This window comes from Shewanella sp. LZH-2 (genome assembly GCF_016859145.1).
GTDB classification, from domain to species: Bacteria; Pseudomonadota; Gammaproteobacteria; order Enterobacterales; family Shewanellaceae; genus Shewanella; species Shewanella xiamenensis.
The window spans coordinates 1,881,592-1,898,766 of sequence record NZ_CP069350.1 but is presented as its reverse complement, the minus strand read 5'-3'; the positions used below and the strand labels follow the sequence as shown (position 1 = coordinate 1,898,766).

General features: G+C 46.5%; 12 protein-coding genes and 9 tRNA genes. 3 read left to right on the top strand and 18 right to left on the bottom strand.

Going from position 1 to position 17,175, the window contains the following annotated elements; all coding sequences use genetic code 11:
* The gene (locus JM642_RS08530; protein WP_037427492.1) at positions 1-3,438 is read right to left on the bottom strand and encodes a NahK/ErcS family hybrid sensor histidine kinase/response regulator; all 3,438 of its coding nucleotides are present in this window, start codon (positions 3,436-3,438) and stop codon (positions 1-3) included.
* Positions 3,439-3,613: 175 nt separating this feature from the next.
* On the opposite strand from JM642_RS08530, the gene acs reads away from it, so the two are divergent.
* From acs to JM642_RS08515, 3 genes are all read left to right on the top strand, one after another.
* Positions 3,614-5,566 carry an acetate--CoA ligase gene (gene acs, locus JM642_RS08525; protein ID WP_047535065.1) on the top strand — a complete coding sequence of 651 codons (1,953 nt, stop codon included), beginning with the start codon at positions 3,614-3,616 and terminating at the stop codon, positions 5,564-5,566.
* Between the two features lie 225 nt (positions 5,567-5,791).
* Positions 5,792-7,564 carry a DEAD/DEAH box helicase gene (locus tag JM642_RS08520; protein WP_203433439.1) on the top strand — a complete coding sequence of 591 codons (1,773 nt, stop codon included), beginning with the start codon at positions 5,792-5,794 and terminating at the stop codon, positions 7,562-7,564.
* Between the two features lie 60 nt (positions 7,565-7,624).
* On the top strand, positions 7,625-7,885 hold the full coding sequence (locus JM642_RS08515; protein ID WP_011072684.1) for a GrxA family glutaredoxin: 261 nt from the start codon (positions 7,625-7,627) through the stop codon (positions 7,883-7,885).
* A gap of 276 nt (positions 7,886-8,161) precedes the next feature.
* Here the strand turns inward: JM642_RS08515 and JM642_RS08510 are convergent.
* From JM642_RS08510 to JM642_RS08430, 17 genes are all read right to left on the bottom strand, one after another.
* A tRNA-Lys gene (locus JM642_RS08510) sits at positions 8,162-8,237 on the bottom strand.
* Between the two features lie 36 nt (positions 8,238-8,273).
* A tRNA-Lys gene (locus JM642_RS08505) sits at positions 8,274-8,349 on the bottom strand.
* A gap of 33 nt (positions 8,350-8,382) precedes the next feature.
* Positions 8,383-8,473 (bottom strand) — tRNA-Lys (locus JM642_RS08500).
* A 35-nt stretch (positions 8,474-8,508) separates the two neighbouring features.
* Positions 8,509-8,584, bottom strand: a tRNA-Lys gene (locus JM642_RS08495).
* A gap of 35 nt (positions 8,585-8,619) precedes the next feature.
* A tRNA-Lys gene (locus tag JM642_RS08490) sits at positions 8,620-8,695 on the bottom strand.
* Between the two features lie 35 nt (positions 8,696-8,730).
* Positions 8,731-8,820, bottom strand: a tRNA-Lys gene (locus JM642_RS08485).
* A 35-nt stretch (positions 8,821-8,855) separates the two neighbouring features.
* Positions 8,856-8,931, bottom strand: a tRNA-Lys gene (locus JM642_RS08480).
* A 35-nt stretch (positions 8,932-8,966) separates the two neighbouring features.
* A tRNA-Lys gene (locus JM642_RS08475) sits at positions 8,967-9,042 on the bottom strand.
* A gap of 35 nt (positions 9,043-9,077) precedes the next feature.
* A tRNA-Lys gene (locus tag JM642_RS08470) sits at positions 9,078-9,153 on the bottom strand.
* Positions 9,154-9,295: 142 nt separating this feature from the next.
* Positions 9,296-10,045, bottom strand: a complete 750-nt coding sequence (gene ybgF / locus JM642_RS08465) for a tol-pal system protein YbgF (RefSeq protein WP_037419433.1) — start codon at positions 10,043-10,045, stop codon at positions 9,296-9,298.
* Between the two features lie 24 nt (positions 10,046-10,069).
* Entirely contained in the window at positions 10,070-10,603 is a 534-nt protein-coding gene (pal, locus tag JM642_RS08460) for a peptidoglycan-associated lipoprotein Pal (RefSeq protein ID WP_037419429.1), read from the bottom strand.
* Positions 10,604-10,649: 46 nt separating this feature from the next.
* Positions 10,650-11,978: a Tol-Pal system beta propeller repeat protein TolB gene (gene tolB / locus JM642_RS08455; RefSeq protein ID WP_037419426.1), complete on the bottom strand. Its 1,329-nt coding sequence runs from the start codon at positions 11,976-11,978 to the stop codon at positions 10,650-10,652.
* Between the two features lie 9 nt (positions 11,979-11,987).
* Positions 11,988-13,022: a cell envelope integrity protein TolA gene (gene tolA, locus JM642_RS08450; protein ID WP_069455155.1), complete on the bottom strand. Its 1,035-nt coding sequence runs from the start codon at positions 13,020-13,022 to the stop codon at positions 11,988-11,990.
* Positions 13,023-13,457 carry a protein TolR gene (tolR, locus tag JM642_RS08445; RefSeq protein WP_037419420.1) on the bottom strand — a complete coding sequence of 145 codons (435 nt, stop codon included), beginning with the start codon at positions 13,455-13,457 and terminating at the stop codon, positions 13,023-13,025. It lies immediately after the preceding gene.
* Entirely contained in the window at positions 13,457-14,143 is a 687-nt protein-coding gene (gene tolQ / locus JM642_RS08440) for a protein TolQ (RefSeq protein WP_037419415.1), read from the bottom strand. The genes tolR and tolQ overlap by 1 nt, the downstream gene beginning before the upstream one ends.
* Positions 14,133-14,534 carry a tol-pal system-associated acyl-CoA thioesterase gene (ybgC, locus tag JM642_RS08435; protein WP_011072691.1) on the bottom strand — a complete coding sequence of 134 codons (402 nt, stop codon included), beginning with the start codon at positions 14,532-14,534 and terminating at the stop codon, positions 14,133-14,135. The genes tolQ and ybgC overlap by 11 nt, the downstream gene beginning before the upstream one ends.
* 169 nt (positions 14,535-14,703) lie before the next feature.
* Positions 14,704-16,884: a prolyl oligopeptidase family serine peptidase gene (locus JM642_RS08430; protein WP_203433437.1), complete on the bottom strand. Its 2,181-nt coding sequence runs from the start codon at positions 16,882-16,884 to the stop codon at positions 14,704-14,706.
* Positions 16,885-17,175: the final 291 nt, after the last annotated feature.

Genomic DNA, 17,175 nt, shown 5'->3' with positions numbered 1-17,175 from the left:
TTAAGCCTTCTTGACCAGGCTTGATATCAATGCCCGCAGCGCCGCCGGTTTAATCATTTTGGCCATATAGTGATAACCGCGGCGCTGCACATCTTCCACCAGCTCTTTGCGAGTGTTCGCTGTGATTAAAATGCCCGGTAACTCTTTGCCATAGAGTGCGCGGATCCCATCCATCGCATCAACACCGTTTTGACCATCATCCAAGTGAAAATCGGCTAACACGATATCGGGCGCCACGCCTTTAAGGCCTAACTTAATCCGCGCGTCGGCTAAGTCTTTGGCACAAATCACCTCGCATTGCCAACGACTGAGTAAGCTTTCAAGCCCAGCAAGAATCGCCTCCTCATTGTCGATACACAATACTTTAATCCCTGATAACGGTTGTAATAACGATGGCAATGCCTTCACCTGCGGCTGGCGCACGGTTTCCCCTAAGGGAACCGTAATGGAAAACACAGAGCCACGCCCCAATTGTGAAGACACCTGAATACTGTGGTTAAGTACCCGGCTTATCCTATCGGCAATTGCCAACCCTAAGCCTAAACCGCTGACACTTTTACTACGTGGATTATTTAAGCGTTTAAACTCTTTAAATATTTCATGAGTTTCATGCTCATCAATTCCACAGCCCGTATCGAGTACTTGGATCTCCAATTCGCTGCCGCGATGACGGCAACCAAACAGCACTCGCCCACCACGGGCATAACGGTAGGCATTGGTTAAAAAGTTTTGCAGCACACGCCTGAGCAAAGAAGGATCAGAATTCACCGTCGCGCTGCAGGGGATCATCTTAAAGCGAATTTGATTGTCCGCCGCCATCGCCTCAAATTCGACCGACAGACCATTGAGTAGCTCAGATATAGCAAAGTCGCGGCGGTTCACTTCGACCATGCCAGAATCCAACTTAGAAATATCCAATAAGTCGGTGAGCAACTCGCCGGCGGTTTTAAGCGAGCTATTCACATGGGATAAGGTAGTGCGTGCCTCGCGATCCAAATTAGGGTATTGGGATAACGACGCAGTAAACAATCTTGCCGCATTCAGTGGCTGCATTAAATCGTGCCCCACCGCCGCTAAAAAGCGACTCTTAGAGGCGTTAGCCATTTCTTCCTGTGCTTTGGCCTCAAGTAACTCACTATTTAGCAGAGCTAGTTCGTAGGTACGTTCTTTAACACGCGACTCGAGCGTTTCATTGGCTTCGAGCAACGCCCGTTCTTGCTCACGATATTGGGTAATGTCGGTAAAGGTCATCACAAAACCACCATCGGGCATAGGATTACCTTGAATTTTAATCACTTTACCGTCTTTACGTTGCCGCTCTGAAGTATGGGGCGTGCCATTACGCATATGCTGCACACGTTTTTCAACCTGTTGTTCTATATCGCCATCGCCACAATAACCTCTGGCGGCATTAAAGCGGATCACTTCACTGATAGGCATTCCTTGCTGTAAAAAGCCTTCAGGATATTGATATAACTCGACATATTTGTAGTTCCATGCAACCAAGTTAAGGTCGCTGTCGATCACGCTCATCCCTTCGTAGGCATGCTCGATAGCGCCGCGCAGCATATCTTGACTAAGCATGATTTTGGATGAGGCTTCATCCACAAGGCTAAAGACTTCATCTAAGGCCAAGTCACGACCTTGTAAAACCGAATCCATAACTAAAGAAGCACTCGAAGCGCCGAGCACGCCAGCGAGTAAACGCTCGGTATGAGCAATCAGTTCTGGAGTCGCGGCCTTATGCCAACTGTCACTTTTAACCGCTTCGGTAGAGAATCGACTAAAACTTTCATAGGCACGGGTTGGACTCACAAAGCGGCTAGCTAAAATCAATAAATCCTGCTGCGAGATAGGGCCGCTTTTCTTATTGGCATTATTTTTAAGCTTACCAGGGCTGACAAAAGCACTGGCCTGAATACGCTCGGCCACCCCGGCCCTGAACCAAATCGAGCCCAACACATAACAGGCAATATTGGCAAATAACGCCGTAAGCGCATCACGCACATTCGGTGTAATAGCATCTAATAGGTCGAAATTACTAGACATTAATGTCGCTGGGCTTTGGTTACCCGTCATACCACTGAGCATGATGTAAAACCACAAGCTAAAACCCACACTGAGTCCTAAAAACACCCCTGCACGGTTACCGTGTTTCCAGTAGAGTCCACCCACTAACGCGGGTGCAAGTTGGGCAAAAGCACCAAAGGACAGCATCCCCAGATGCGATAGCGAGTCGCTGTCAGCCAGCGCCAGATAACTGCCGTAGCCCAACCCAAGGATGATGATAATCGCTAGGCGGCGGGCATTTAGTAGCATCTGTGAAAACTGGCTGAAGTTTTTCTCGCGGATATTGCCAGTACGTAACATCACAGGGACAAGCCATTCGTTACTCACCATAACACTGATTGTCACCACGGCCACAATCACCATCCCCGTCGCCGCAGATAAGGTGCCTAACAGCGCAATCACCGCCAGCAGCGGATGATCTAACGCAAGCGGTAAATTAATCACATAGGTATCAGCGGCAACGCTATCGCCCAAGATCAATTTACCCGCTAATGCCAGTGGCCCGACAAATAGGCCAAATAAGGCCAAATACAGCGGAAACAACCAACGCCCTTTAGACAAAACAGACTCATCGGCACATTCCACCACCATCACATGGAATTGGCGCGGCATACACAAAAATGCCGCCATGCCGACAAGCAGTTCAGGCATCAAGGTTTCAATACGGGGGTTTGGGTGATGAATTAACGCTTTATCACTCGCCTGCTGCCAAATATCGCCAAACCCGTCAAATACGCCAAAGCTAATCACCATCCCCACCAGCAAAAATGCTGCGAGTTTCACTAAGGATTCGAATGCGATAGCCAGCATCATCCCGGGATTATGCTCGGTAGCATCGAGCTTACGAGTGCCAAAAAGAATGGCAAATATGGCTAACAGCGCGGTGATCAGTAGCGCAATCATAATGCCATTTAAGGGGTCATCCGCGGGTTGAAATAGATTAAGGCTGAACACCATCGCCTTAAGTTGCAGCGCAATATAAGGCATGATGCCAAATAGCGCGATGAGGGTAACAATGGCCGCCAAGGTTTGTGACTTACCGTAACGGGCGGCGATAAAGTCGGCGACCGAGGTAATATTTTGCGCCTTGGACACGAGGACCATCTTGCGCAACATGCCAAACCCTAAGGTGAAGATAAGAATTGGGCCGATAAAAATCGGAATGAACGACCAAAAATCCTTAGCCGACTGTCCAACCGTGCCTAAAAAACTCCAAGAAGAACAATAAACCGCCAAGCTTAAGCCATAAATGACCACTTGCAGCTTCTTGGTCACGCCGCTAAACCAGCGCTCCGCCCCCCAGGCTAAAAGGAATAAAAGTGATACATAACAAATAGCAATAACGGCGACGACTAAGGTGAGATTCATATTTTTGCTCTTTTTTCCATTATTGTGCGATAAATAATGGCTGAAATCTAGCCAGATTTTCGAGTGCAACAGCCTAAATATAAAGGAAATTTTAAAACTAGACCAAGGTCTAATGGAGTTGACTCCCTCTTGCATACCATACTCAGACCACGCAATTTTTCGAAAGGGAAGCCCTATGAGCTCGCAGTCTCTCTACAAAGTCTCCGGCAATATCGCTGCCAATGCACTTGTAAATAACGATCAATATAAAACAATGTACCAAGAGTCGATTGTCAATCCAGAGGGTTTCTGGAGAGAGCACGGCAAACGTATCGATTGGATAAAGCCATACACTAAAATCAAAAAAACCACTTTTGACGATCATAATTTATCGATTAACTGGTTCTATGACGGCACCCTAAACGCATCGGCAAACTGTCTAGATCGCCATTTGGCGGAGCACAGCGACCGTGTTGCCATTATTTGGGAAGGCGATAACGCCAACGAACAACGCAAAATCACCTACGGTGAACTGCACACTCAAGTATGTAAATTTGCCAACGCGCTACGCAGCCAAGGCGTACGCCGTGGCGATATCGTCACGATTTATATGCCAATGGTGCCAGAAGCCGCCGTCGCGATGCTGGCCTGTGCTCGCATTGGTGCTGTGCACTCCGTTGTTTTTGGTGGTTTCTCACCCGATTCTATCGCCTCTCGGGTTATCGATGGTAAATCCAAAATCGTCATCACCTCCGATGAAGGTATGCGTGGTGGCCGCGCCATTCCGCTCAAACGCAACATCGACGATGCGTTAAAACATCCCGATGTGACCAGTGTTGAGAAAGTCATTGTGCTTCAACGCACTGGCGGCAAGATTGACTGGGTAGAAGGTCGCGATGTGTGGTGGCATTCACTGGTTGAAACCGCATCCGAACATTGCGCTGTCGAAGAAATGGGCGCAGAAGATCCGCTGTTCTTACTCTATACCTCAGGTTCAACGGGTAATCCAAAGGGCGTATTGCACACTACTGGCGGTTATATGGTGTATGCCTCCATGACTCACGAGTATGTGTTCGATTACAAACCCGGTGAGATTTACTGGTGTACTGCTGATGTGGGTTGGATCACTGGCCACTCCTACATGGTATATGGCCCGCTTGCCAACGGCGCAACGGTGCTCATCCACGAAGGTGTTCCTAACCACCCAAGCCCTGCACGTTTAGGCGAGATGATTGACCGCCATAAAGTCAATATTCTCTATACTGCACCAACGCTTATTCGTGCACTAATGGCCGAAGGGAAACAACATTTTGATAAGTACGATGGCAGCTCACTGCGCATCATGGGCTCTGTAGGCGAACCCATCAACCCAGAAGCTTGGCGTTGGTACCACGAGGTCATCGGCCACGAGCATTGCCCGATTGTCGATACTTGGTGGCAAACTGAAACTGGCGGTATTTTGATCACCCCACTGCCAGGCGCAACTGATACTAAGCCCGGCTCGGCGACTCGTCCTTTCTTTGGGGTACAACCGGCGCTCGTGGACAACATGGGTAACATTTTAGAAGGCGCAACCGAAGGAAACTTAGTGCTGCTCGACTCATGGCCAGGCCAAATGCGTACCGTATATGGTGACCATGAACGCTTCGTACTGACCTATTTTAAAACCTTCCGTGGCATGTACTTTACTGGTGACGGCGCTCGCCGCGATGAAGACGGTTACTACTGGATCACCGGCCGTGTAGACGATGTGATTAACGTCTCCGGCCACAGGTTAGGCACAGCAGAAGTAGAAAGTGCACTGGTGTCACACGAACTGGTCGCTGAAGCCGCCGTTGTGGGCTATCCCCATGATATTAAAGGCCAAGGTATTTACGCCTATGTCACCTTAACCCGCGGCACAGAAGAGAGTGAAGAACTTCGCCAAGAGCTGCGCCAATGGGTTCGTAAAGAAATTGGTGCCCTAGCCACACCGGATCTTATCCAGTGGGCAACAGGATTACCTAAGACACGTTCTGGCAAAATCATGCGCCGCTTCCTGCGTAAGATTGCCGCGAACGAAGTGACTAACTTAGGTGATGCATCAACACTGGCCGATCCAGCCGTAATTGAAACCTTGATTGAAACTCGCTTGAATCGTAACGAGTAATCGTTATCCCGCGCTTAATCGTGATTTATCACGGTTAAGCGCAGCTTTAGCTCCTGTACGTTTGAACCTTGCTCCATCTAGTACAGGTTCCTTCAATGAAGCAAACCCTGTTGAGAAAGTGCCTGATTGCCCCTTTCTCTTAGTTGCCCCTCCAACCAAGGGGCATTTTTTTGGTTCTGTGTTAAGCTTGGCGCCAAACTCAATCGACCAAGAATAGCTAGCAGCGTGTCAGTTAATTCCAACCCAAGCGTTACCCTCAGGGATTATCAGCAACAAGCCGTCGATGCCGCCATCGCGCATTTCAAAAAAAGCACCGATTCCGCCGTGTTAGTCCTACCAACGGGAGCCGGGAAAAGTATCGTTATTGCCGAGCTCGCCCGCATCGCCAGAGGACGTGTGCTGGTTTTAACCCATGTGAAGGAACTGGTTGCCCAAAACGCGCAAAAGGTGGGATTACTGACGACCGAAGCCAGCATTTATTCCGCAGGGTTAAATCAAAAATCGACTGATGGCAAAACCGTCGTGGCCAGTATCCAATCCGCCGCGCGCTCATTAAATCAATTCGATGACCCCTTCTCGCTAGTGATTATCGATGAGTGCCACAGAGTCAGCCTCGAAAAAACCAGCCAATATCAGCAGATCTTAAGCCATTTACAGCAGCGTAATCCCAAGCTGAGGTTATTAGGCCTCACGGCCACTCCCTATCGGCTCGGGACGGGTTGGATTTACAAACACCATTACCACGGCAAAGTCGGCTCGCCTGAACTTGGGGTCTTCGAGCAGTGTATTTTCGAGCTTCCCATCCGTCCGCTGATTAAACAAGGCTATTTAACCGCGCCAACCTTGTTCGATGGTTTAAGCGCTCAATATGACTTCAGCCAAATCAAGCCCAATGACAATGGCGAATATCCCGAGGCCCAAGTCAATGCGCTGCTAAATCACGCTGGACGAGCAACTACGGCGATTGTGAAGCAACTGATTGAACTGAGTCATCACCGCCAGGGGATCATTATTTTTGCGGCGACGGTTCGCCATGCGGAAGAAATTGTTAGCCAGCTCAACAAGCAGCACAGCGAGCAAACGGCAATCGTCACGGCGCAAACGCCAGATAATGAACGTGATGAGCTTATCGGGCGCTTTAAAGCGAGGAAGCTTAAGTTCCTCGTCAACGTCGCGGTACTGACCACCGGATTCGATGCGCCCCATGTGGATTTGATTGCGATTTTACGCCCCACCGCATCGGTGAGTTTGTTTCAGCAAATGATTGGCCGAGGCCTTAGGATCTGTGAAGGTAAAAAAGATTGTTTAGTGATTGATTACGCGGCCAATGGTTATGATTTGTATTTTCCAGAAGTCGGCCAAGCTAAGCCCAATAGTAAGTCGGTTCCGGTACAAGTGCATTGCCCTGTCTGCCAGTTTGCCAATATCTTTTGGGGATTAACCGACAAGGATGGCGATATTATCGAGCACTTTGGCCGTCGCTGTCAGGGCATTGTCGAGCATCATGGGCAAAAGCAACAATGTGACTTTCGATTTAGGTCTAAATCCTGTCCCGATTGCGGACAAGAGAACGACATTGCGGCGCGTATTTGCCAGCATTGCCATTCGACCTTAATCGACCCCGATAAACGCCTTAAGCAAGTATTGAATAAGCAACACCATCATCTGTTCCGCTGCCAGCATATGACGTTAATGGATGATGCAGGCGATCTTAAGGTGCAATATCTAGACATTGACGGAAATGAGTTTAATCGGCACTTTAAGCTGCAAACACCCGCCCAATGGCGTGCCTTGTATGCGCTGTTTATTTTCCCCCATAGTCGCACGCCAGGCATTAAACCTAAGCAATACAAAAAAGTGTCTGAGCTGATTGCCGATAGCGCCGCTTTTCGGATGCCAGATCTGTTACTGCTGAAAAAGCACAAAAAAGGCTGGGATCTGCTCGAAAGCTATTTCGATTACCAAGGGCGCTATCAAACTGAAAATAAACACATCTGACATTATCAATTCGGTTAGCGCTATGGTATAAAACGCTTAAAGTAATCCTAAGGAGCTATTATGTACGTTGTTATTTTTGGCCGTCCTGGCTGTCCTTATTGCGTGCGAGCAGTACAACTGTCAGAGCAACTCGTTGAAAAACGTGATGACTTTAAATTTAGATATGTAGATATCCACGCCGAAGGGATTTCTAAAGCGGATCTCGAGAAGACTGTCGGCAAGCCAGTCGAAACGGTGCCCCAGATATTCGTTGATGAAAAACACGTAGGTGGTTGCACCGATTTCGAACAATATGTTCGTGATAACAATCTGTTAGGTTAACCCTAATACGAGATAACAAGGAGACCTGTGGTCTCCTTTTTTACTTTTGCATCAGTTGTTACATCAATAATGTTGCAGAGTAAAGCAACCTCAATTTTGCTTGTTCCATTTTGTGTTTCCCCAGTTGTTATTATTTATCTGCAGCCAATATGGACCATTTAACACGTGAGAAAAACTGACAATAAGTCTATGAGCAAACTAGAAAATGCAGTGAAATTAATTAAGATTTTTAGTGATGAGTAGCGAAAGAAAATTATTACTAGGAGAGATAAAGAGTGGTGGGTCGTGAAGGATTCGAACCTTCGACCAATTGGTTAAAAGCCAACTGCTCTACCGACTGAGCTAACGACCCATCTATTGGATTCTGAATTTTACACTTTCAGAAAAGTGGTGGGTCGTGAAGGATTCGAACCTTCGACCAATTGGTTAAAAGCCAACTGCTCTACCGACTGAGCTAACGACCCATCTAGTGAACGCTGATTTTACACTTCAGTAAGTGGTGAATCATGAAGGATTTAAACCATTCGATTGATTGGTTAAAAGCCAACTGCCCTAGCTTTATAACATAAGCGGCTGAGCTAACGACTCATCTAAGAATTCTGAATTTTACACTTCCAGAAAAGTGGTGGGTCGTGAAGGATTCGAACCTTCGACCAATTGGTTAAAAGCCAACTGCTCTACCGACTGAGCTAACGACCCATCTAAGGATTCTGAATTTTACACTTCCAGAAAAGTGGTGGGTCGTGAAGGATTCGAACCTTCGACCAATTGGTTAAAAGCCAACTGCTCTACCGACTGAGCTAACGACCCATCTAAAGACTCTGAGTTTTACACTTTCAGAAAAGTGGTGGGTCGTGAAGGATTCGAACCTTCGACCAATTGGTTAAAAGCCAACTGCCCTAGCTTTATAACATAAGCGGCTGAGCTAACGACTCATCTAAGAATTCTGAATTTTACACTTCCAGAAAAGTGGTGGGTCGTGAAGGATTCGAACCTTCGACCAATTGGTTAAAAGCCAACTGCTCTACCGACTGAGCTAACGACCCATCTAAGGATTCTGAATTTTACACTTCCAGAAAAGTGGTGGGTCGTGAAGGATTCGAACCTTCGACCAATTGGTTAAAAGCCAACTGCTCTACCGACTGAGCTAACGACCCATCTAAAGACTCTGAGTTTTACACTTTCAGAAAAGTGGTGGGTCGTGAAGGATTCGAACCTTCGACCAATTGGTTAAAAGCCAACTGCTCTACCGACTGAGCTAACGACCCATATACTGGTATTTTGCGCCCCGAACGACCTCGCCGTTCCGAGGGCGCCTATAATACCTTTTTCATTTCCCCATGCAAGCGTAAATTCCCAATTTTTTGTCGTTTGCATGAAAAACAGACTAAGAGTATGTTTTTTAGTTAATTACGCTTTAATTGCAGCCAGTTGTTGCTGGGCAATGCGTGCTGCAGCGCTGTTGGCGTAGTCTTTTACTACTTGTTGGTAATATTGAGTTGCACCAGCTTTATCGCCCATTTTCTCTGCGATCATGCCAAGCTTCACTAAACTGTCACCACGTTTGTTGGAATCACTAAAACGGGTCACGACCGTATTGAAAACTTGCTTAGCTTCAGCAAACTCACTTTTATTAAACAGCAATTGTCCTAACCAATAATTAGCATTGGCGGCATAAACTGAATCTGGATATTGTTTAATGAAAGCGCGAAAGGCTGGAATTGCATCATCATACTTACGCTCTTTCAGCACGAGATTAACCGCGCTTTCGTAGCTGGCCGTTTCACTTAAACTACTGGCGGCCGCATTCGCGGTTGCTGCTGCAGCGGCAGGAGTGGAAGGCACTGAAGCGGCTGGAGTCGCTGCTTTAGAAGATAAATTAGCAATTTCATCATAAAGCTGACGCTGGCGTTGCTGCATCTGCTCTATTTGATAATTTTGTTGTTCAGTCAAACCACGTAAGTCGAGAACTTCTTGCTGCAAAGTATCCAGACGGCGCTGCATATCAATTTCGCTTTGTTGTCTCGATTTTACAATGCGCTCTAAACGAGCAAGTCTGTCATCACCTGAACCACCAGCAAGGTCTTCAACAGGAGCAGGAGCTGCAATTGCAGCTCCTGCGCCGAAGAACATTGCCGTAATTAAGACGGCACGTTTCATCTCGTTACTCTCCGTAATTCAATCTTAGTAAACTAAAACTGCACGACGGTTTTTAGCAAAACCTTCATCGGTACGAGTGAAGTCAAGTGGCTTCTCTTCGCCGTAGCTTACGATGCTCATTTGGCTTGGTTGTACACCCATGCCTTGTAAGTATTTAGCAACAGCTTTAGCACGACGCTCACCCAGTGCGATGTTGTATTCTGGCGTGCCACGCTCGTCGGCATGACCTTCAATCAATACACGAACACTTGGGTGCTCAACTAAATAAGTACCGTGGGCTTCGAGGACAGCTGCATATTCAGTTTGAACTTCACTGCGGTCGAAATCGAAGTAAATAATGTGCTCTTTTCTCAACTGCTCGAGTTGCTGACGTTGTTGCTCTTCAGGCGACAACATTCCACCAATACCGCCCGTTTGAACACCACCATTGAGTTCACTACCAGAACCGCTTGTAGAGCCCATAGCATCAGTTTCTGATTCAGAAGTTGAGCTACACGCACTAATAGCCATAATTGGAAGTGCTACCAACATAGCTTTTAACAACTTGTTCAGATCCATTACTTGTTCCTTATAAAATTAAATGTTAATAAATCAAACTAATACACTAGAGAAACGGAGACCAAGAAGGTGATTTCACCTCGCCCTGACCTACCGGTAATCTCGCTTTAAAGCGTCCGTCCGTAGAAACAGCTGCTAAAACTTGCTTGCCTTGATACGTAGTGCCATAAATCACCATAGTACCATTAGGGGCCACACTTGGAGACTCGTCCAAACGTGTCGATGTCAGCACCTGCATAAAGCGCGTACTTAAATCCATACGTGCAATATTAAATTTACCATTTGTGCGATTCACAAAAATCATGCTGCGACCATCAGGGGTAATTGAACCACCTAAATTCCATTCACCTTCAAAGGTTTCACGGGTCACTTTGCCTGAATTTAAATCTACACGATATAACTGTGGTCTACCACCACGCTCGGAGGTAAACAACAATGACTTGCCATCAGGATACCAAGAAGGCTCAGTATCGATGGAATAGTGGTTGGTAATACGTTTAATCGCCTTAGTGGCAATATCAATGACATAAATCTCAGGTTGACCATCCTTAGAGAGGGTCACGGCCAATGATTTACCATCGGGCGAGAAAGAAGGCGCACCGTTAATGCCAGGGAAACTACTCACCTTAGTACGCACTTGAGTGTATAGGTCCTGAACAAAAATCTCGGCTTTTTTGTTTTCAAAACTCACATAAGCTAAACGACGGCCATCGGGTGACCACGCGGGTGACATCAAAGGCTCAGGAGAGCGCAATAACATCTGCTCATTGTAACCATCATAGTCAGCAATCATTAATGAATAAGCCGCTTTTTGACTGTGGTTAACCAATACATAAGAAATGCGCGTTAAAAACGCACCACGAATACCGGTCAATTTTTCATAAACGATATCACTTATACGGTGGCCATACTGACGAAACTGGGTCGCAGAAATCACGGTCTGACGACTATCCATCAAAAATTCAGTTGGACTTGCAGGACCTTTTAGTGCTTGGTTTTGTGCTTTAACCAAATCAATAAGATCAAAGCTCACCAAAAACTGATCCGTGCCGTAAGGCTTAACCGAACCAACCACAACGGCTTCTGCACTAACATTAGCCCAAGCATTGGCATCAAACTGTGCTAAGGCTCCAATACCACGTTGAGGTAACCCTAATTCATCGAGAGGTTTAAACGTACCGCTGCGCACTAAGTCAGACATAACCACATCTGCAATCGCCTGTGGTGGCGCACCAGCACCTTGCCATTGGAATGGCATCACCGCGATTGGTCGCGCCGCATCCACACCTTCGGTAATCACAATATCCAGCGCCGCTTTTGCCGGCATAGTGCAAAGCAGAACTGCCAATGCTAACCATTTTGCCAAAATTTTCATGGGACTCCTTTAATTAAACGTTGGTTCAACGATTAAGTTAATTTCTTTCATCAAGTTATATACCGCAGGGTCTGGAGACACTGGTAACTTACCCGCTTTTAAAATCGCCGCTTTAGCTGCACGACACACATTCGGATCACCACCTTGTGTCTGACTGCTAATCACAAATCCATCATTCGCTAAACGCACAGAAACGGTACACGTTTTACCACGCATCGATTCATCAACCACAAGGTTACGCTGAATCGTTGATTTAATCATCGCGGTATACTTACCGACTTCCGTTTGCATCTGCTTATTCATGGTTTGCGATAAGGCTGCCTGCTCGGCGGCTAACGCATCAGCCATTTCCTGCTCCTGTAGAGCACGGGCTTCAGCATCCGCTTTCGCCTTAGCATCTGCTTTTGCCTTAGCTTCGGCTTTTGCTTTCGCCTCTGCATCAGCCTTGGCTTTTGCCTCTGCTTTGGCTTTAGCTTCTGCCTCAGCTTTTGCCTTGGCTTCGGTTTCTTTCTGCTTACGGTCTGCCTCAGCTTTCGCGGCAGCGGCCTCTTCTACTTTACGTTTTTCCGCGGCTTTTTGAGCTGCATCTTCAGCAAGTTTACGTTCTTGCTCCTTCTGCTTGCGATCGGCTTCGGCTTTTTGTGCTTTTTCCTTTTCCTGTTGCTGCTTCACCTGCGCGGCTTTCGCGGCATCATTGGCCTTTTGGGTCTCAATTTCTTGCTGCTTACGTTCTTCCGCCAGTTTCTTCAACTGTGCTTGTTCACGCTCACGGGCTTGCTTTGCTTCCTGTGCTTTGCGTTCAAGTTCGGCTTGGCGCTCACGTTCTCGGCGCTCTGCATCGCGCTTTTCCTGCTTTAGCTTTTCAACTTGATTAGCGACTTGTTGCTGATCAACCATAACAGCTTTTACTGCAGGGGCGCTAACTTGTTGCACAGGTTCAGGTTTATGGGTGAAATCTATGCCAATGGCCAGAATAATTATCACGCCAATATGAATACCTGCTGAAATTGACAGAGGTAATGCAACATTTGAATTATCCGCCACCTATTTCTCCTTGGGTGAATCCGTCATCAAACCGACTGAGGGAACGCCTGCCTGTTGCAAGGTCACCATCAATTGGATCACGTTATCGTAAGGAATAGTTCTATCGGCTTTAACCACCACTGGACGTTCAGGCTCAGTCACCATAATCGCCGCCACGGCGGTGGCTAACTCTTCCAATTCCATTTCTTCGTTATTGGAACCGCCCTGATTAAGAAAATAAGTACCGTCGGCATCAATAGACGCTACAACCGGCGGCTTACTATCCGCGGGTAGCACTTCGGCCGCACCTTGCGGCAGCTCCACCTTCACCCCTTGGGTCACAATCGGTGCTGTTACCATGAAAATAATCAGCAACACGAGCATGACGTCGATGTAAGGCACCACGTTGATTTCGGCAACAGGGCGACGACGTTTACGCTGATAACCGACTTGCATTATACGCCTTCCTTCTCACTGTATGCTTGGCGATGCAGGATGCTAGAAAACTCTTCCATAAAGTTAGCGTAACCGATTTCCAGCTTTTCAACCTGAGTCGCAAAACGGTTATAAGCGATAACTGCTGGAATTGCCGCAAACAGACCCATAGCGGTAGCAATCAGTGCTTCTGCAATACCTGGCGCTACCATGGCTAATGTTGCGTTTTCCATCGAGCCAATTGCGATAAATGAATTCATAATACCCCATACCGTACCAAACAAACCGATATAAGGGCTAGTCGAACCAATGGTTGCCAATAACGGTAAGTTAGCTTCTAACTTTTCTAATTCACGGGATAAGGTCACACGCATCGCCCGCGAAGTACCATCCATCACCGCATCAGGCACTTTGCTATTTAATTTATTCAGACGTGAATATTCTTTAAAACCCGTCACAAATAATGACTCCAAGCCCGTATTATCTGGACGAGCCGACAATTCTTTATACAGACGATTTAAATCGACGCCTGACCAAAATTTATCTTCAAATTTTGCCGATTTATTTTTTGCAGATGTCAATAAACTACGGCGTTGTAAGATCACCGTCCAAGACATTACAGACAAGCAAAGTAAAGTGAACATAACAAATTTCACTAATAAACTGGCTTGTAAAAATAACCCGACAATCGACATATCAGCTTGCACTGTCAAACTCCTGCACAATATTTAAGGGGATAGCTCGGGGCCGCATACGTGATAAGGCTACACAGGCTACTAGCACTGTGCCTTCACAATAACAGTCTCCCAGATGATCAACCAAACGTTGATGAAATACCAACGAGGCCTTTTTCAACTCTATGACCTTAGTTTCTACAATAAGGTTCTGTTCAAAACGTGCGGCTTTTTTAAAATCCAATTCCGCCCGCTTAACCACAAACGCCGTGTCATCGGCCAACAGTGCAGTCTGACTTACGCCTAAGGCTTTTAACCATTCGGTTCGCGCCCGCTCAAAAAAATTGAGATAGTTCGAATGATAGACAACGCCACCTGCGTCGGTATCTTCGTAATAGACTGAAATGGGCCAATTAAACGTCATGCGAAATCAGTAGATTTTGGTTGAAAAATTGACGCTACTATACCTAGGGAAACAAGACTTGTGAATGACCCGATGAAGATATAGATAGGGATGGCAGGGGTTTCAACGCAATTGAGGGATTTGTAAATAACAATGGGGTCAAACGACCCCATTTAATTAACATAGTTAGCTATTTTGCAAGGGTTTGCGGTAGTGCCAAACCAAAGCTTTGCCACAGGAAGCTATAAATATCGGCAAACTCGTCGATCTTCATCGCGGTAGGTTTACCCGCACCATGTCCGGCATTGGACTCAATGCGCATTATCACGGGTTTATCACCCTGCTGCTTTTCTTGCATCATGGCGGCAAATTTAAAGCTGTGTAGCGGCACCACACGATCATCGTGATCAGCCGTCATCACCATAGTTGCAGGATAAGCCTGCGCTTTAACATTATGGTAAGGCGAATAAGCTAATAATGCCGGGAACTGCTCTGCATTATCTGCACTGCCATATTCACTGGTCCAAGCCCAACCAATGGTAAACTTATGGAAGCGCAGCATATCCAGCACACCCACAGCTGGTAGCACGGCAGCAAACAGCTCAGGACGTTGCGTCACCGCGGCGCCCATCAATAAACCGCCATTACTGCGGCCATAAGCGCCTAACTTTGTAGTGTTGGTGTATTTTTCGTTGATCAGGTATTCGGCAGCGGCAAAATAGTCATCAAACACATTTTGCTTTTTATCGAACATACCTGCCTGATGCCAGCTTTCACCATAATCCGCGCCGCCGCGTAAACTTGGTACGGCGTAAATGCCGCCCATATCTAACCATGCGATGTTGGCGGGGCTAAAACGCGGTGTCATTGAAATTGCAAAACCGCCATAGGCATACAGAAGCGTTGGGTTTTGACCATTCTTCACAAGACCTTTCTTATAGGACAGCATCATCGGGACGCGAGTACCGTCTTTGCTGGTATAAAACACTTGCTCAGACACATAATTATCGGGATTAAATGACACCTGAGGTTTAGCCACAACGGTCGACTCTGCCGTTTTAAAATCGAACTTATAGGTGGTTTCGGGTTGAATATAGCTGTTAAAGACATAGTAGAAATAGTCTTTGCTCGCCTTACCGAAAGGCCCTGCGACATTACCTTTACCAGGTAAAGTAACATCCTGACGCTTTTGTCCGCCCATACTGAAAATCGATAATTGTCCCAATACATCGTGTAAATAGCTGACGACTAAATGGTCATTGATAATGGCGACTTTATTAATGGGATCTTTTGATTCAGGAATAATAGTTTGCCACTGCGATTTCTCGCTATTACGGGTATCAATGGCAATCACTTTACCGTTAGGCGCATCTAAATCGGTTTTAAAATAAAATACCGAACCGTCATTACCTAAAAACTCATACTCTGCTTCGAGGTTAAGGATTAATTCCACCACCTGTGCTTTAGGTTCAAACAGTGATTTATAGAAAAAGCGATTACGTTTGTCCGTACCCTGCGAAATCGACAGCAGTAAATATTCGCCCTGCTCAGACACATCGATGCCAAATCCCCAATCTTTGTTTTGGGGACGTTCATAAATCAATAAATCTTGGCGTTGATCTGTGCCTAATTTGTGGTAATACACTTTTTGATTAAAGTTCACATCGGCCAGTAAATCCCCACCCGCTGGCGCATCGTAACGGGCATAGAAAACACCTTGGTTTTCCTTATCCCATACCGCGCTGGAGAATTTAATCCAGTTGAGTTCATCTTTAAGCTTTTTACCCGTAGCAATATCAATAAACTGCCACTGCTGCCAGTCAGAGCCTGACTTAGACACACCATAGGCTAAAATCTTACCGTCATTACTTACCGATACACCAGACAACGCCACGGTACCATCGGCTGAGAAGCTATTTGGATCGAGCACGGCTTTCTCAACGCCATCTTTGCCTTTTACATAAAGGACCGATTGCGCTTGTAAACCATCGTTACGGTAATAAAACTGGTTATCGCCATTCTCGAAGGGGGCTGAAATCTTCTCGTAGTTCCACAGTTGAGTGATACGATCAACCACGGCTTGTTTGTTGGGGATCTTCGCCAAGTAAGCCTGACCAAAGGCCTGTTGTTCTTTTACCCAGCTTTCGGTTTCTGGCGTGTTTTCTTCAAGATGACGGTAAGGATCCGCCACCGCAACACCGTGAAGAGTGTCGACTAAAGCGTCTTTTCTCGTTTCAGGGTAAACCAATTTGTTTGCGCTGACCTGCTGTGCGGCCTCTTCTGGCGTATTGCCACTCTGGCAGGCGGCCAACGCCATGCCCAATGTGGCTACTAATAAACCTTGCTGGGCAAGGCGAAATCTTAATGCCATCTTTTATCGTCCTTTTGGTGATGTCCGGCTTAACGCTCTTTTGCAGCAAGTACTATACAAGCAAAATTTTTCATGGCAATGCTGTAGCAAAAGATGAGGTTTTCTAGCGAAGAAGAAAGATTTAACAAACTGGTAGCAATGATGAGCTTATTGAAGTGTATTTTTATGCAGTAATTATGACTGACAAGTTATTAATCATGCTAAATAGTGACTTAAGTGAGGCAGATCACTTAATCAATCATTAGTTTTGCTAATGTATCGAGGCAATTTTTCTCGTTTGCTAGCCAAATA

What these genes read in the sequence shown, in the direction of transcription:
- acs (WP_047535065.1), top strand. Translation starts at nt 3,614, where the DNA reads ATGAGCTCGCAGTCTCTCTACAAAGTCTCCGGCAATATCGCTGCCAAT.
- JM642_RS08530 (WP_037427492.1), bottom strand. Translation starts at nt 3,438, where the DNA reads ATGAATCTCACCTTAGTCGTCGCCGTTATTGCTATTTGTTATGTATCA.
- pal (WP_037419429.1), bottom strand. Translation starts at nt 10,603, where the DNA reads ATGGATCTGAACAAGTTGTTAAAAGCTATGTTGGTAGCACTTCCAATT.
- JM642_RS08515 (WP_011072684.1), top strand. Translation starts at nt 7,625, where the DNA reads ATGTACGTTGTTATTTTTGGCCGTCCTGGCTGTCCTTATTGCGTGCGA.
- JM642_RS08430 (WP_203433437.1), bottom strand. Translation starts at nt 16,884, where the DNA reads ATGGCATTAAGATTTCGCCTTGCCCAGCAAGGTTTATTAGTAGCCACA.
- tolR (WP_037419420.1), bottom strand. Translation starts at nt 13,457, where the DNA reads ATGCAAGTCGGTTATCAGCGTAAACGTCGTCGCCCTGTTGCCGAAATC.
- tolB (WP_037419426.1), bottom strand. Translation starts at nt 11,978, where the DNA reads ATGAAAATTTTGGCAAAATGGTTAGCATTGGCAGTTCTGCTTTGCACT.
- ybgF (WP_037419433.1), bottom strand. Translation starts at nt 10,045, where the DNA reads ATGAAACGTGCCGTCTTAATTACGGCAATGTTCTTCGGCGCAGGAGCT.
- ybgC (WP_011072691.1), bottom strand. Translation starts at nt 14,534, where the DNA reads ATGACGTTTAATTGGCCCATTTCAGTCTATTACGAAGATACCGACGCA.